General features: G+C 62.6%; 12 protein-coding genes and 1 pseudogene. 3 read left to right on the top strand and 10 right to left on the bottom strand.

Translation table 11 applies throughout. From position 1 onward, the window contains the following. Positions 1 to 1,536 (top strand): annotated as a pseudogene (locus AX672_RS18905) (helicase); the annotation flags it as partial. A gap of 201 nt (positions 1,537 to 1,737) precedes the next feature. Here the strand turns inward: AX672_RS18905 and AX672_RS13600 are convergent. From AX672_RS13600 to AX672_RS13590, 3 genes are read right to left on the bottom strand one after another with little or no spacing between them, the layout of a single operon-like run. Continuing rightward, positions 1,738 to 2,673 carry a plasmid partitioning protein RepB C-terminal domain-containing protein gene (locus AX672_RS13600; protein ID WP_066652183.1) on the bottom strand — a complete coding sequence of 312 codons (936 nt, stop codon included), beginning with the start codon at positions 2,671 to 2,673 and terminating at the stop codon, positions 1,738 to 1,740. After that, the gene (locus AX672_RS13595) at positions 2,666 to 3,538 is read right to left on the bottom strand and encodes a plasmid partitioning protein RepB C-terminal domain-containing protein (RefSeq protein WP_443026238.1); all 873 of its coding nucleotides are present in this window, start codon (positions 3,536 to 3,538) and stop codon (positions 2,666 to 2,668) included. The genes AX672_RS13600 and AX672_RS13595 overlap by 8 nt, the downstream gene beginning before the upstream one ends. Before the next feature lie 29 nt (positions 3,539 to 3,567). After that, on the bottom strand, positions 3,568 to 5,139 hold the full coding sequence (locus AX672_RS13590) for a recombinase family protein (RefSeq protein ID WP_081435401.1): 1,572 nt from the start codon (positions 5,137 to 5,139) through the stop codon (positions 3,568 to 3,570). 115 nt (positions 5,140 to 5,254) lie between these two features. Between AX672_RS13590 and AX672_RS13585 the strand changes: the two genes are divergently transcribed. After that, on the top strand, positions 5,255 to 5,884 hold the full coding sequence (locus AX672_RS13585; RefSeq protein WP_066652181.1) for a hypothetical protein: 630 nt from the start codon (positions 5,255 to 5,257) through the stop codon (positions 5,882 to 5,884). A 209-nt stretch (positions 5,885 to 6,093) separates the two neighbouring features. Then, positions 6,094 to 6,354, top strand: coding sequence for a helix-turn-helix transcriptional regulator (locus AX672_RS13580; protein ID WP_066652196.1), 261 nt, complete (start codon positions 6,094 to 6,096; stop codon positions 6,352 to 6,354). Here AX672_RS13580 and AX672_RS13575 read toward each other — a convergent pair. From AX672_RS13575 to AX672_RS13545, 7 genes are all read right to left on the bottom strand, one after another. After that, positions 6,332 to 7,588: a tyrosine-type recombinase/integrase gene (locus AX672_RS13575; protein WP_066652180.1), complete on the bottom strand. Its 1,257-nt coding sequence runs from the start codon at positions 7,586 to 7,588 to the stop codon at positions 6,332 to 6,334. The genes AX672_RS13580 and AX672_RS13575 overlap by 23 nt on opposite strands. 318 nt (positions 7,589 to 7,906) lie before the next feature. Further along, the gene (gene guaA / locus AX672_RS13570; RefSeq protein WP_066652179.1) at positions 7,907 to 9,463 is read right to left on the bottom strand and encodes a glutamine-hydrolyzing GMP synthase; all 1,557 of its coding nucleotides are present in this window, start codon (positions 9,461 to 9,463) and stop codon (positions 7,907 to 7,909) included. A 41-nt stretch (positions 9,464 to 9,504) separates the two neighbouring features. Next, a complete protein-coding gene (locus AX672_RS13565; RefSeq protein ID WP_066652178.1) occupies positions 9,505 to 10,995 on the bottom strand; it encodes an ABC transporter permease in 1,491 nt (496 codons plus the stop codon). Beyond that, a complete protein-coding gene (locus AX672_RS13560; protein WP_066652176.1) occupies positions 10,992 to 11,909 on the bottom strand; it encodes an ABC transporter ATP-binding protein in 918 nt (305 codons plus the stop codon). The genes AX672_RS13565 and AX672_RS13560 overlap by 4 nt, the downstream gene beginning before the upstream one ends. 121 nt (positions 11,910 to 12,030) lie before the next feature. Continuing rightward, complete coding sequence (locus AX672_RS13555) at positions 12,031 to 14,184, bottom strand: prolyl oligopeptidase family serine peptidase (RefSeq protein ID WP_202189336.1); 2,154 nt, start codon at positions 14,182 to 14,184, stop codon at positions 12,031 to 12,033. A gap of 86 nt (positions 14,185 to 14,270) precedes the next feature. Further along, entirely contained in the window at positions 14,271 to 14,696 is a 426-nt protein-coding gene (gene rplQ / locus AX672_RS13550) for a 50S ribosomal protein L17 (protein WP_066652172.1), read from the bottom strand. A gap of 227 nt (positions 14,697 to 14,923) precedes the next feature. After that, the gene (locus AX672_RS13545; protein ID WP_066652170.1) at positions 14,924 to 15,988 is read right to left on the bottom strand and encodes a DNA-directed RNA polymerase subunit alpha; all 1,065 of its coding nucleotides are present in this window, start codon (positions 15,986 to 15,988) and stop codon (positions 14,924 to 14,926) included. Positions 15,989 to 16,019: the final 31 nt, after the last annotated feature.

The raw sequence follows: 16,019 nt of genomic DNA, 5'->3' as shown, positions 1-16,019 counted from the left end.
CATGCGATCATCTCAATCTACACCAGAAATTACACCACGAGCGCGGACGCTAACCTCGTCAGCCTCGAGGTCGAGCGCAAATGCGTTGGAAAGAGCAATCTTCCCTACACCGCCGCGTGGAAGAAGCGGCACCTTAACCCGAAGCCTAACCAAGGCCCGACGCTCGCCCTTTTTCACCCGAGTCCCTTCCTAATCCGAGCTGTCGATCCCCTCGATGTGAAGGGGAAAGCGACCGTGAAGCAGATCAGAGGCAGGACGCGGCAGCAGATTATTAGGGCGCTGCCCGCGTCAATTGCGCCCGAGGCGCCGAATGCGCGCAGCAACCGGCGGCGCAAACCGGCCTGGGCAATCCTCGCGGCCATAGAACGCGCGCAGAAGGCGCCGCTGGCGCGGGAGTTCGCAGCGGTCCAGAGGAGCTGGGGTCGGGTCGCGCCGAAGGACGCAACGCTTCAAACCTTGCTCAAACAGCGCCAAGAGGCCGACCCGATTACCTGGTTGAGCCGATGGGAACTCGACGCCCTGGTCGATTTGGCTCTCGGCGCTCCCGGGGTGGTGACGGGCCGTGCACTCTATCGCCACCTTCCAGAGCTTTTCGATTTCCAGGAGCAGCATTTCGCGCGGCTTGTGAACTTCTGCTGGACGCGGCTGCGCACCTATCTGGACCGCCCTGTTTTCTGGTCTGTTTTGCCCGGCGAAGACGCGACGCAGAAATATCAGAATGCGTGCGTTGATGGCTGCTTGGAAGCCGTCCTGGATGAACATTTCTGGCTACGCAAATCCAAGGTCAACCCCGATGGGCTGATCGAGGACTTGTCGGCCGCGCTCGCAGCAAGCGTCGGCACCTTCGGGTTCAAGGGCGCGAAGAAAAAGGACAAGATCCGTATCCGCTGTCACGCCGCGGTGCCGTTTGGCGGCACCGAGACGGAGACGCATCGACAGGACCATGATGTCGATGAACCGCCACCAGCGCGCTCTGAGGAAATCCGCAGCGCGTTCAATACACCGTTCTGGCCCCACGTCCTGGCGACGACCTCCGTCGGACAGGAAGGTCTCGACTTTCATAGCTGGTGCGACAGGCTCGGCCACTGGGATCTTTGTTCCAGCCCGGTTGACCTGGAGCAACGAGAAGGCCGCGTTCAGCGCTTCGGTGGGCTGACTGTGCGCCAACCACTCGCCCGAAAGCTAGGCGAACAAGCCTTGGCGCAGGCACGAGGCCAAGCATCGTCACCATGGGACATCATCGCACGCGACGCCGACAAGGCGTTCGAGGATGACAAAACCGGCCTCAGCCCGTGGTGGACGATGGAAGGCGCGGACCTAAAGCGGCATTTGTTCGCGCTTCCCCAAAGTCGCGACATTGATCGGTTCGCGAAGTTGCGGGCGCAAAGGCTGCTCTATCGCCTTGCTTTGGGACAGCCGGACCAGGAGGACCTGGTCGAGCTGTTGACGCATCACGACGTGGAAACGACGCGGTTGCTGCAGGCGTTGACCCTCGATCTGTCCGCATTCTCACGAGAGAAGCGCCTCGATGAATAGCGGGCGTGCCGGCCGGCGCTCCCGGCACGCCCGTCCTGTTCATGCGGGGCAAGCAGCCCCTCACGCGGCCGGATCATATGACGACCGGCCTAGTGGGCTTCATGCGGGTTCGCCGCCATTCCCACCACCATGCTTGATCCGCCCCACCGTGCGGCTTCTCCCATGGTCCCCGCGCTTTTCGGGTCCGGGTCCCCATTCTGTTCAGGCGCCCGGCGCTTCCCCGATTGGGCCGAGCGTGTCGATCTCGGCGATCTTCTGAAACTCGCTGAGATAGTCCTGCTGGTAGGTGGCCAGCCACCGAACCACTCGGTTGTTCGCGAGGAGCTTAGCAATGTATCCGCGCGCAACGGTCAGATGCAGGTTGTCGATACCGTAGGTTTCCTCGACCGATTTCACCTGAGTTTGAAGCGTCGCCAGCTCGCGCTCCATACGGGCAATCTGTTGACCCGAAGGCGTCGGCTTCCCGGCGCCCTTGCCCTTCTTTGTCGCAGCGAGCTGGTTCTCGGAGGTGGCTGCGCGCAGAGCGCGGGCAAACATGACCGTGAAATTGTTCTGACCGATCATCAGATCAGCGGCTTCAATCTGCCTGACGGCCGTCATTTGACGCAGAATGTCGAACACCTTCATCGAGCAAGGCGTGTCCTTCAGCATCTCTGCGGCCTCCGGGCTGATCCCCTCCAGAAGCCGGAAACGCCGCAGCACGGACTCAACCTGAAGGTTCAGGGCGGCGGCGATGTCGGCGGATGAAACGCCCCGATCCATCGCGCGCGCGATCATCCGATGCTCCTGGATCGGGGGGATGCGGTTGACGCGCTTGTTATAGGTATAGGTGTCGTCGTCAGCGGCCAGCAGGCATTCGACCTCGGCGATGCCGAGTTCTTTCAGTGCCTCCAGCCGCAGATGGCCGTCCAGAAGGAACCAGGTTCCGGCGTTCTTTGCGTCCGCCATTACGACGGGCGCTTCGATCAGGCCGATCGCCTTGATCGAACTGAGCACCTGCGAATAGGACCGGCTCGCCCGGGCGCCATCCGGCAACGCCTTGAGCGGAACGATCGCCGCAACGGGAATCGTCAGAAAATCCCGGTCGAAGGCGAGGTGAATACGACCGTCCTCCCGGTCGTTCGGTTCATCAGCCATGATCGTCGCCCGATACGCGGGCTTTGAGCGCCCGCGGCATGGTCGCCAGCCCCTCCGCCCTCAGCAGATTGATGAAGCCATCATTGGCGAGCAGATCCTTCAGCGCCTCGACAACGAACAGCAGCCGGATCTGGGTGAAATCCGACTTTTTGACGAGGAGACGCTGCTTTTCGGCTTCGCGTTGATAGACCTGCATAAGATCGGCGGCCGTCATTCGTCGACTGCTCGTCTTCCGGCCCAAACGTCCGACGGGCAATCCGCCCTTGCGCTGACTCCGCATACGCATGTCGAGCAGGCGGCGGACGGCGGCGAGCTTCTTGCCCCTGAGTTTCCCGGTCTCATAGGCGTCGAGAAGCAGATTCTGCGCCTCTTCCGTCTCGGCCTTGGAAATCTCCATCGCCAGGGTGATCGGAATGAGTCCGGTTTCGACCGCGGCCACCAGCCGCTCCTCGCCGCGCTCGAGGAGCGAAGCGATCATGTTTACCCAGGATGCCCCGACGCCGATCTTCTCGGCGATGGTCGCATCGCTATAGCCGCGGGACCGTAGAGCACCGATTTCACGCATAAGGTCGATGGGGCGCGGCGTGCGTCGTGCGATATTCTCGACCAGGCTCATCACGAGGCATTCGCTCTCGCTGGCCTCGATCACCACGGCCGGAATCTCAGTCTGGCCCAGCATCTGGAAGGCTTCCAGCCGGCCTTCACCGCAGACCAGATCATATCGTGGGCCGCCAGCTCCATCACGGCGGCTCACCGTGATCGGCCGCTTGAGGCCGATGGCCTCGATGTTGTTCACGATCTCCCGATGCTGGCGCTTGTTGCGCGCGCGTGGGTTCAGAACCGTGATCCGGGAGATGGGGATCATTTCGATCCGGTTCGGTCGAACGGCAGGCATCAAGCAGCCTCCGCAAGAGGAATGGGCGTAGCGATGTCGTAGAGAAGGTCGAGGCCGTCGAAGCGGTAGGCATCGAGCCCGAGCGCATTGTCCTCTCCCAGCCGCAGCTTTTCGGAGAGCATGTCGATGCGCGGGAACAGGTAGTAGTCGAGCGGCGCGCGATTGGCGCTGTCCATCCGCACGACGATGGTGATGTCAGGCGCGAGCGAGGTATCGAAGCGCAACTGCCAGCGCAAAAGCCCGGTCGGCGTCTCGATGCACCGGGCCACCACCACGGAAAGGCTGAACTCGCCGTTGACGATCACCCGGTCTGTCTCAAGATCCTGCCAGGCAGCGCTGCCCGTAGCCTGCAATCCGTCGAGCACCTCACGGAGAATGCCGGGATGGAGCTTACGCAACTCTCGGTTGATTTCGACGTAGCGGTAATCGCGATCCGGCGTGAAACCCACGAGGCTGTAGGCGCGAAGTAGGCTGCCAAAGCGTGAGCTGTAGGCGCTGCTGGACGGCATCCCATCGCATTCGTCGATGACAATGCCGGATAGCAAACCCCTTTGTTGGTACAGCTTCCTCAGAGATTGCAGCATCTCCTCGTCGCTCAAACGAAAGGAGCGCGCACCGATGATGGTCCTTGCCGCCTCGAACAGTTCGCGCTCGACGACGGCCGCGAAAGCATCCTGCGCCCTGATCCACATCTCCGGATCGTTCTGGACGCGCTTTTTCTTCAGCTTGAAGGACCGGCGATTCCATACGTTGTCGCCGACGTATTTCTCATTGATCAGAATCTGGTGGACGGTCCCCCTGGTCCAAGGGCGTCCGAGATCGGTCGGAATGCCCCGTTCATTGAGATCAGCCGCAATTTCCCGCTCGCTGTATCCCTGATGGACGAAGGCGCGGTAGATGCCGCGCACCAGATCGACTTCTTCCGCCGGGCCAAGCGTTAGGATCACCCGATCGGTCTGGATGCTTTTTTGCTCACCCCGTTCGAGGAGGCCCTTGGTGGCGCCATGCTCGTCGATCAGGGTCCGTCGCAGGCCGAATCCTGCCGGCCCACCCTGACGATAGCCCTTCTCGATCAGCCGGCCCTGACCCGCGAACACCTTGGTTGAGAGTTCACGGCTGTATTCGCCGGCCATCGCGCGCTTGACGCCTTTGACGATGGTGGAGATCGGGCTGCCATCGTTGTCGAATTGCTCGGCGCAATACTCCACGGCGATGCCGGCGCGTCGGCAGATATATTCGTAATAGGCGCTCTCGTCGGCATCCTGAAAGCGGCCCCAACGGCTGACGTCATAGACGAGCACCAATGTGAAATCAGTGCTCCCGGACTGCACGTCCTCGATGAGCTGCCTGAGCGCATCGCGCCCCTCAATCTTCAGGCCGCTCTTTCCCGCGTCCGCATAGGTCCGGACGATCTCTATCCCACGAGCTTCGGCATATTGCTTGATCGCGTCGGATTGGTTTTCGGTCGAATATTTTTGATGGTCCGTCGACATGCGGACGTATTCGGCAGCCCGAAGAGGACGTTCAGGCTGCCCGGACCGATCGTCGTCGTGAAGTCTCCGGCTCGTCACATCACGCCCTCCTGAAATCGACTGCGGCGGTCCGGGCGACCTACCGCCGCAGCGCATGACGGACCTCAGCCGTCACTCCGCACTGAAACCAGTGTAACTGCGGAGAAAACGGAAGATGTTGCCGAAAAAGGGCAGGAAATTACCCCTATGGACAGGTGTCCTCGGAGGGCGAGAAATCTACGCGCAGACCATCGCGGAGCTGCTGCGCAAGGAGCATGGCGACAGCCATCGGGCGATCAAGCAGCTCATGCGCCAGACTGAGGCGAGTGAGAGAACCGTCAAGCATTGGCTCTCAGGGCAACACGGGCCGGATACGGTATATTTCCTTCGTCTCGTGGTTTCGTCGCAGGTCATCAGGGCCTTCGTTCTCGGCCTGATCGAAGGGCCTGCGGCAACACCGCTGACCGATCCGATCGATCGCTTTTCGCTCGCGAGAGCCCGGGAAGCCTATGTCGCCGGCGAAGCCGCCGGCGGAAAGCCGGCAACAGGTGCGCAAAATAATGACCCTGAACGTGTCCCTGAACGCGACCCTATAAATGTCCCTGATCGGGCGGAACTCAACGAGCGACAACGCTGGTTTCTGGACCGAGTCGCGAATGGCCGGTGCGGCGCCAACGAGATCGCGGCGGCTTGGACGGTGAGCCTGAAAACCGCGCGCCGAGACATCGCCATCCTCAAAGCAGCAAACCTCATCAGCTATGTCGGATCGCGGCGGAAAGGACGGTATCGTAGGACGCCAGGATAGCAGGAGCCGCATTCAGGGACAGTCGCTGCATGATTGCCGGGGATGAGATGCGGTCGCGGTGCTCTTCGGGCTTGTCCGATTTGCACGCCACGATACGACGCACTGCTACGCCCGTATATTCGAGCTTCCTTCAGCATCATCTATCGCCTTCTATCCTCTTGGATAGGCGGTTGAAGGAAGTTGAAGTGAGGCAGCAAGTCGAACCCGTTATGAAGCGCACCATCCGGCGGCATCAACTCCGGGAAATGGTCCCTCTCGCCGACACCACGATCTATGACATGGAACAGCGCGGCGAATTTCCCCAGCGCTTCTATCTCACGTCCCGCTGCGTGGTCTGGGATCTGTCCGAGGTCGAGGCCTGGTTGGAAGAACGGCGCCGAGCTTCACGCGCCAAGGCGGTGAAGCGTGCGCCCATTCCGGACGTCCAGCTCCGCAAGACCCGCCCCATCAAACATCCGGCTCGGGCGTAAGCAGGTCCATCGTCGGCGGATAGAGGGTCGGCGTGTATTTTTGGCCGGCGACCCAGGCGTCGACCAGGTTGGACCATTCCTGCATCATATGCCGGCGCTGATGCTCGTATTCCGCCTTGTTGTAGATGCCCCGTGAGGATCGCCCGTCCTCATGCGCCAGACACTTCTCGATCCAGTCGCTGTTGAAGCCCAACTCGTTCAACAGGGTCGAGCCGGTGCGCCGGAGATCGTGAACCGTAAAGGACTCCAGCGGCAGCCCTTCCTTCTTGGCTCGCTCCACCACCGCCGTCGTGATCCGGTTGAACGTCGCCCGCGACATGGGCGCGTCGGCGTCATAGCGCGACGGCAGGACGTATTTGGAATTGCCGGCGCAGGTCTTGAGAGCGATGAAGATGTCGAGCATCTGCTGAGACAGATAGACGTTGTGCGCTTTCGAGCGCTTCATCCGCTCCTTGGGAATCGACCAGACGGCGTTCTCGAAATCGACCTCATCCCAAACCGCGTCCTGCAATTCGCTCTTTCGTACCATCGACAGCAGGATCAGCTTTATCCCGAGCCGGATCGTCGGCAACGTCGCCACATGCTCGATCTGGCCGAGCATGATGCGTATCTCCGCCGGAGACAGGGATCGGTCCTTCGGTACGAAGGTCGCGATCGACGCCGGGCCAACTTCGTCGGCCGGGTTGGCGACCTTCTCGCCATGCAAGATGGCGAAAGCGAAGACCAGTTTCACGATGTCTCTGACGTGGACCGCCGTTGCCGGTGCGCCACGTTCCTTCACCTTCGCGCACAGCGCGCGCAGATCCTCCGGCAGGATCTCCGGCAGCAGCCGGTTGCGAAACGCCGGAAGAATGTCGCGCTCGAAGATTGATCGACGCATGGCGCGCGTGCTGTCCGCCATTCGCGCTTCCTGAAGCCAGCGCTCACCGAACTGGCCAAAGCTCTTCGCCTCTTGGAGGCGACGCTTCTCGCGCTGCTTTTCCTGCGCCGGCGAGCGGCCCTCCGAAATGGCGCGTCGAGCATCGACCACCTTCTCACGCGCCCGAGCCAAGGAGAGGCCAGCGGGACCGTAGCGCCCCAGCGTCAACGTCTCCCGGCGGCCGTTTAGTCGGTAGTCCAGGCGGAAGACGATCGCACCCGAGGGCTGGACCACGACATACATACCGTCACGGTCCACGATCTTGTATAATTTCTCTTTCGGTTTCAGGGCCTTAATGGCGGCGTCGGTCAACATCCACACCCTCCAGATTGGTCAAAATATGCCGGAGAGCGCCCAATTATACCGTCAGGCCAAAAACGGCCCTTCCGATCTGATATTTTCCCTGTGTTTACAGAGATTTACGTCAACAAATATACCGTCAGAAGCTCTCTTAGCCCTGACGGTATATGCGATTTTCGGATGAGACAAGATGCGCCATACCGTCAGCCATACCGTCATTCCGGAGGCTAACCCAGCGATAGACGCCGAAAGATTCTGAGATATTTATTTATATATTTCAGTCACTTATGTCGCATCATAGCGTATTTTTGGATACGCCCGGATGGGCAAAAATCATTCCCACTCGATCGTACCCGGCGGCTTCGACGTATAGTCATAGGTGACGCGGTTGATGCCCTTCACTTCGTTCACGATCCGCGTCGCGACGCGTGGCAGGAAGCCGCCGGGGAATTCAAAAGCCTGCGCGGTCATCCCGTCGGTCGACGTCACCGCCCGCAATGCCAGCACATTGTCATAAGTGCGCCCGTCGCCCATCACGCCGACGCTGCGCACCGGGAGCAGCACCGCGAAAGCCTGCCAGATCGCATCGTACAGCCCGGCATTGCGGATTTCTTCAAGGTAGATCGCGTCGGCCTTGCGCAGGATGTCGCAGCGTTCCTTGGTGACTTCGCCGGGGATGCGAATGGCGAGTCCCGGCCCGGGGAATGGATGCCGCCCGACGAAGATGTCGGGCAGGCCGAGCTCGCGGCCGAGTGCGCGGACTTCGTCCTTGAACAGTTCGCGAAGCGGCTCGACGAGCTGCATGTTCATGCGCTCGGGCAGGCCGCCGACATTATGGTGGCTCTTGATCGTCACGCTCGGCCCGCCAGTGAAGCTGACGCTTTCGATGACGTCGGGATAGAGCGTGCCCTGCGCGAGGAAGTCGGCGCCGCCGATCTTCTTGGCTTCATCTTCAAACACTTCGATGAAGGTCTTGCCGATGAACTTGCGCTTGGCCTCAGGATCGGTCAGCCCGGCAAGGCCGTTCAGGAACAGGGTCTCGGCATTCACATGCACCAACGGGATGTTGTAATGCCCCCGGAACAGCGACACGACCTGATCGGCCTCGCCGCTGCGCATCAGCCCGTGGTCGACGAACACACAGGTCAGCTGCGATCCGATCGCTTCGTGGATCAGCACCGCAGCCACCGCAGAATCGACCCCACCCGACAGGCCGCAGATTACCCGCCCCTGCCCGACTTGCGCGCGGATTTCGGCGATCTTGGTCTGGCGGAACTCGGCCATCGTCCAGTCGCCGATCAGCCCGCAGACGTGGCGCGCAAAATTGGCGATCAGCCGCGCGCCGTCGGGCGTGTGGACGACTTCGGGGTGGAATTGCATCGCGTAATAATGCCGCGCGTCATCGGCGACGACCGCGAAGGGCGCACCGCTGCTGCGCGCGACGGCGCGGAACCCGGGCGCAAGCTGCGTCACCTTGTCGCCGTGGCTCATCCATACCTGATGCGTTTCGCCTTCGGCCCACAGGCCGTTGAACAGCCCGCAGCCATCGGTCACGTCGATGAAGGCATGGCCGAATTCGCCACTGTCGCCGAGCGTCACTTCACCGCCCAGCTGCGCCATCATGACTTGCTGGCCGTAACAGATGCCAAGCACCGGCACGCCGCTTTCGAACACCGCGGGCGGCACGCGCGGGCTGTCGTCGTCGAGCACCGAAGCAGGCGATCCCGACAGGATCACGCCCTTTGGCTGCATCCGCGCAAAGGCATCGGCGGCGCTGTTGAACGGTGCGATCTCGGAATAGACCCCCGCCTCGCGCACGCGCCGCGCGATCAGCTGCGTCACCTGGCTGCCGAAATCGATGATCAGGATGGAATCGGACGTGTGGCTCATGCGCTCAGATAGCGGCGCACGTCCCGACTGACCAGACTCGCTCAGGTGCGGAGTCGCATCATCGCGACGATCGCCTTCAGGCTGGGACGCGCGCCGGTGCCGAGCAGGTTCGCGCGGAACACGCGGCCGAGCAGGATGATTTCGCCGATGATGAACAGCACCAGCACTGCGCCCGTGCCGAGCACTTCCCAGGTCGGGATTCCTGATCCCAAGCGTCCGAGCACCGCGAACGGCGCATAGAGCGGAATCCACGTCATCGCCTCGACGAATACCCCGCCCTTGCCCGACAGCACCGACTGCAGCAGCAAGGTGAATGGCACCAGTATCAGCATCATTACGGGCGTCAGAAAGCCCTGCGCGTCGCGCATCGATTCGCTCATCACGCCGATCACAAGGAAGATCATCGAGACCATCAGATAGCCCGCGACGAAGAAGAAGATGATCGTCGCGATGCTGCCGAACGACGATACCGGCTCGAGCGCGGGCTTGATCAGATCGGCGATGTCGCCTTGCGTCGCATAGGCGGCGAACAGCCCGCACGCGACCCAAGTCACCACCATCGCCAGACCGATCGCGACGGTACCGATCAGCTTGCCGTACATCAGCTCGTTGGGTGTCACGCAGGCGAGCACCGTCTCGATCAGCTTGTTGCTGCGTTCCTCGATCGCACCCTGCAGCATCCAGCTACCCGACAGCAGCAGCGACATCATCAGGATATAGGCGCTCGCGAGCGGCAGGATCGACCGGACGATCACTCGCTCGCGCCCGCTGCCTTCGGGTGGGGTCGTGACACTGATCGCCGGGGCAATCGCGCTGGCCGCCGCCGCCGTCGGCGCCGCCGTGCCATTGGCTTGCAGGAAGCGGGTGCGAAGATCGCCGGTCAGCACGCCTTGCAGCGAGGCGACGAACGACGCGCGCGGCTGGCCGTTGGCCCATAGCCTTACCACCGGCGACTTCCCGAAATCGCGCGGAATCAGAAGCACATAGTCGATCGGCTTCTTGCCCGACTTGTCGGCGGGGCGCAGCAGCGGTTCGAGCAGCCCGTCAATCGCCTGGGGCGAAGCGGCGGCAATCGCCGGAGGCGTCTCGACGATCCTGTAATCAGCCTCGGGCGGTTCAAACCCCTTGGCATCGTCGGGCGAGATCTTGGCGATCTCCGCAAGCGCGGCCTTCAGCCCGCCGCTTGCGACGAACGCATCGGCATCGGCGTCGCCGAACCACCGCGCGTCGCGTGTCCACACCGCGCCCGGCGCGGCGCGCTCCAGGTCATGGCGCTGGACGTAACGAGCGAGCGCAATCAGCACGAAGCGCTGCTCGTTGGTTTCGATCTGGCGCTTGATTGCTGCCCCGGTGGTGCCGCCCGACTGGTCGATCAGCATGACCGTCTCGACATTCGACCTGCCGGTGATCCGCGACGCGAGCGGCCCGGCGGCAAGCGCGAGCGGGACGATCAGCAGCGTGATCCAGAAGCTGCGCGTGGCGGCGATCTGGCGAAATTCGCGCGCGGCGACGAGCAGGATGTGATTGATCATGGCCGTGCCTCCGCGCCGCCGACGATGTGGAGAAAGACGTCGTGCATGCTCGCGCGGTGCTGTTCGAAGCCGCGCAGCGCAAAGCCTTGCGCCGTACATTGCTGGAGCAAGTCAGCGGGATCGCCGCCGGAGACGAGCTGCACGTCCCAAGCGTGCCAGCCATCGCCGACCGCGCCCGTCGCGGTGGCACCCGCGACGCCGGACAGCGTGGCGGGGGACTGTTGCGCGACCAGCGTCAGCCGCGCCGGCAACGTTGCGCGCGCGCCGTCCTGCGTGCCTTCGAACTGCTTGCGGCCATGCGCGAGGAACAGCAGCCGGTCGCACAGCCGCTCGGCATGCTGCATGACGTGGGTGGAAAATACGACAGCCGCCCCGCCCTTCGCCGCGCCGATAATCTCGTCCTCGAGCAAGCCTTGATTGACCGGATCAAGCCCCGAAAAGGGTTCGTCGAGGATCAGCAAGTCGGGCTTGTTGACGATCGCGGTAGCAAGCTGGACTTTCTGCGCCATGCCCTTCGACAGTTTGTCGACAGTGGTCTTGGCGAAATTGCCGAGCCCGAAGCGGTCGAGCAGCACCAATCCCTCGCGCCGCGCATCGGCTGCGGTCATGCCTTTCAGCCGCGCGAAATAGACGATCGTGTCGATCGCGGTCATCGAGCGGTACAGCCCGCGCTCTTCGGGCAGGAAGCCCACCCGGGCGCTCGCGGCACGGCCGGGTGGCTTGCCGAGCACGTCGATGCTGCCCCGGTCGGGCCGCAGGATGTCGAGCACCATGCGCAGCGACGTGGTCTTGCCCGCACCATTGCCACCGAGGAAGCCGAATACTTCGCCCGGCTCGACCGCAAAGCTCAGGTCATCGACGGCCGTAAAGTCGCCGAACCGCTTGACGACGGCATCCAACCGCAGCGCAACCATCAATTTCCCCCTTGCTCGTGAGATGCTTAGCGGGGTGTCATACTCATGTGCAACAGATTTTACCGACGAGGTTGGAGCAGCCGCACGATCGGCGGATGGATCGGCACACTGGCCTGGACGCTCAGCTTTTCTTGCCGCCGTTGGCTACCCTTGGCGCGACTTCCAGCCCGGTCCAATAGGCGGCGAATGCCCACAGATCGGCAGCCTCCTCGATCACCTTGTCGGTCGGCTTGCCGCTGCCGTGCCCGGCACGCGTCTCGATGCGGACGAGCCGCGGCTTGGCACCGAGGTTCGCGGCCTGGATTGCGGCGGTGTATTTGAAAGTATGCCCCGGCACCACGCGGTCATCGGTGTCGGCGGTCGTTGCCAGAATCGCCGGGTAGGTCACGTTCGACTTTACATTGTGATAGGGCGAATAGGCGTAGAGCGTCTTGAAATCGGCTTCCTTCGACGGATAGCCATAATCATCGACCCAATAACGCCCCGCCGTGAAGCGGTCGAAGCGCAGCATGTCCATCACGCCGACCTGCGGCAGGGCGGCTGCAAACAGATCGGGCCGCTGGTTGACGACCGCGCCGACCAGCAAGCCGCCGTTCGACCCGCCCTGCACTGCCAGCTGATCCTTGCCGGTGATGCCGTTCGCCTTCAGCCATTCGCCCGCGGCGATGAAATCGTCGAAGACATTCTGCTTCTTGTCGAGCCGGCCGCCGTCGTGCCACGCGCTGCCATATTCGCCGCCGCCGCGGATATTGGCGACCGCCAGCACCCCGCCCGCCTCGATCCACGCAAGCCGCGTCGGCGAAAAACCGGGGAGGGTCGGGATGTTGAACCCGCCATAGGCATAGAGCAATGTCGGCGCCGGACCGGTCGTGGTCTTCTTGCGGACAATGAACATCGGCACCCGGGTGCCGTCCTTCGATCGGTAGAAGACCTGCTCGACCTTGAACGCCGCCGGGTCGAACGCAACCTTGGGCGTCGCCCAGGGCGTCGATTTGCCGGTCTTCAGATTGTAGTGAAAGATCGTCGTCGGCGTCGCGAAGCTGGTGAACGCGTAGAATGTTTCCTTGTCGTCGATCTCGCCGCCAAAGCCGCTGACCGAGCCGATGCCGGGCAGCGGCACTTTGCCCAGCAGCCTGCCCGTCAGCGAATAGCGGCGGACTTCGCTCTTCACGTCGGAAAGATACTCGGCGAAAATCACGTTGCCGACGATGTTGGCGCTTTCGAGCGTGGCCTTGTCCTCAGGGATCACTTGCACCGCGACCGGCTTGGCACCACCGATGTCGATCGAAACGAGCCGCAGCAAGGGCGCGCCGTTGTTGGTCTTGAAATAGAATTTGCTGCCGACGTTGCCCGCGAGCGCCCATTCATATTCGAGCCCCGCAATGACCGTGCGCGGCTTGGCGCCCGGCTTGGTCAGGTCGAGCGCGGTGATTTCATAGCGGCGATCGGTCCCTTGCGTCGTCGTGATCAGCAACCAGCGACCGTCATCGGTCACGCTCGGCGAATGGCCATATCGGGGATGATCGGGTGTCGCATAGACCAGCCGGTCGGCCGATTGCGGCGTCCCGAGCTTGTGGAAATAGACCTTCTGGTTTTCGTTGAGCGCTTGGAATTTGGCCCCCTCGGCGGGCGGATCGAAGGCCGAGTAGAAAAAGCCCGAGCCGTCCTTCATCCAGCCGATGCCGGAGAACTTCACCCATTCGATCGTATCGGCCATCGTCTGGCCGGTCGCGACGTCGAGGATCTTGATCGTGCGCCAGTCGGTGCCGCCGTCCTGAATGGTGTAGAGCAGCTTGGTTCCGTCCGGCGACGGCCGCCATTCCGCAAGCGCGGTTGCGCCGTCCTTCGACCAGCCGTTGGGATCGATCAGCACCCGGCCCGGCCCGTCGAGGCTGTCGCGCACATACAGCACCGACTGGTTCTGCAGCCCGCTGTTCCGCGAATAGAAATAACGACCGCCCTGCTGCACCGGCACCCCGAAGCGCTCATAATCGAACAGCTGCTTCATCCGCGCCTTGAACAGCTCGCGACCGGGCAGCGTGGCGAGATAGCCGTTGGTAACGGCGTTTTGGGAATCGACCCACGCGCGCACCTGCGGATCGGTGCGGACGTCGTTTTCGAGCCAGCGATAGGGATCGGCGACCTTCACCCCGAACTGTTCCTCGACCACATCGACACGGCGCGTTTCGGGATATTTCAAGGCAGTCTCCAGCGGCTGGGCAATCGCGATCGCGGCGATGGGCAAGCTGAGCAGAATCAAGGGGCTGAAGCGCATATCGACCGTGTCCCAAAAGGCAAAGGAGCCGCAAGCCTAACGCCTGCGACTCCTTTGTGAAGCCCTGCTGTGGGTTCGATGCGCGATCAGGCCGCTTCGTCGTACTCGCTGTCGTCGTTGAGCACCGGACCCGAATCCTGGCCCTTGGCGTCGACATCGCGATCGACGAATTCGATGATCGCCATCGGCGCGGCATCCGACGCACGCGGACCGGCCTTGATGATGCGGGTATAGCCGCCGTTGCGGTCGGCATAGCGCGCCGCCAGCACGTCGAACAGCTTCGCCAGCTGCACCTCGTCGAGCAGCCGGGCATGCGCGAGGCGACGGTTCGACAGGCCGCCCTTCTTCGCCAGCGTAATCAGCTTTTCGACATAGGGGCGCAGTTCCTTCGCCTTGGGCAAGGTCGTGGCGATCTGCTCGTGCTTGATCAGTGCCGCTGCCATGTTGCGGAACAGGGCGGTGCGGTGGGCCGAAGTCCGCGAAAGTTTACGACCGCCAACGCGATGACGCATGTGTTTGTCCTTCGTTCGTATGGGGGCCGTGCGAGGTACCCCGATCCAGGTGGCTGTTAGAGGCCGCCACCCTTTGCCTTAGATCCTCCCTCGCGAAGCGGGGGAGAGGGGGACCGGCGAAGCCGGTGGAGGGGCCGACCCGGCAAAGCCGTGTCGTCGGTCCTCGCTACGCGAGGCCGGCCGGGCTTGGCGTCCGGGATTAGCGTCGCTAATCCCGGACGCCAAGCTCACCCCATAATCTCCTGTTCGAGCTTCTTCGCCATTTCTTCGATGTTCTCCGGCGGCCAGCCGGGGATTTCCATCCCCAGCCGCAGGCCCATCGACGACAGCACTTCCTTGATCTCGTTGAGCGACTTGCGGCCGAAGTTCGGGGTGCGCAGCATTTCGGCTTCGGTCTTCTGGACCAGATCGCCGATGTAGATGATGTTGTCGTTCTTCAGGCAGTTCGCCGAACGCACCGACAGTTCGAGCTCATCGACCTTCTTGAGCAGGTAACGGTTGATCTGCTGGGTGTCGCCCGCGACTTCGCCGCCCGCTGCCGGCGCCGCGACGCCGGTCGGCACCGAACGCACGATCGCCGATTCATCGAAGTGGACGAACAGCGCGAGCTGGTCCTGCAGAATGCGACCCGCATAAGCGACCGCATCGTCGGGGCTGACGGTGCCGTCGGTTTCGACCGACAGGGTTAGCTTGTCGTAATCGAGTTCCTGGCCGACGCGGGTGTTTTCGACCTTGTAGCTCACCTGACGCACCGGCGAGTAAAGCGCATCGATCGGGATCAGGCCGATCGGCGCATCGGCCGGGCGGTTGGCGATTGCCGGCACATAGCCCTTACCGACATCGGCGGTCAGTTCCATGTTCAGCGTCGCACCATCGTCGAGGTGGCAGATCACCAGATCGGGGTTCATCACTTCGATGTCACCCGACACCGCAATGTCGCCCGCCTTGACTTCGCCGGGGCCGGTTGCCGACAGCTGCAGACGCTTCGGGCCTTCGCCCTGCATCTTGAGCGCGATCTGCTTCACGTTGAGCACGATGTCGGTCACATCCTCACGCACGCCCGCGAGCGACGAAAATTCGTGCAGCACATTTTCGATCTTGATCGAGGTAACCGCGGCTCCCTGCAGCGAGGAGAGCAGCACGCGACGCAGCGCGTTGCCGAGCGTCAGGCCAAAGCCGCGCTCGAGCGGTTCGGCGACGAACGTCGCCTTGCGCTTGCCGTCACCGCTCGGCTTGCGCTCGAGGGCGTTCGGCTTCTTCAGTTCCTGCCAGTTCTTTGCATTGACGGACACAGGCTTCCCCTAGTTAAGCGCGGCGCCGGGC

It is taken from the genome of Sphingomonas sp. CCH10-B3, assembly GCF_001556185.1.
GTDB classification, from domain to species: domain Bacteria; phylum Pseudomonadota; class Alphaproteobacteria; order Sphingomonadales; family Sphingomonadaceae; genus Sphingomonas; species Sphingomonas aquatica.
Note: the sequence above shows the minus strand (reverse complement) of the source record. Positions and strands in the feature narration are given on the sequence as shown.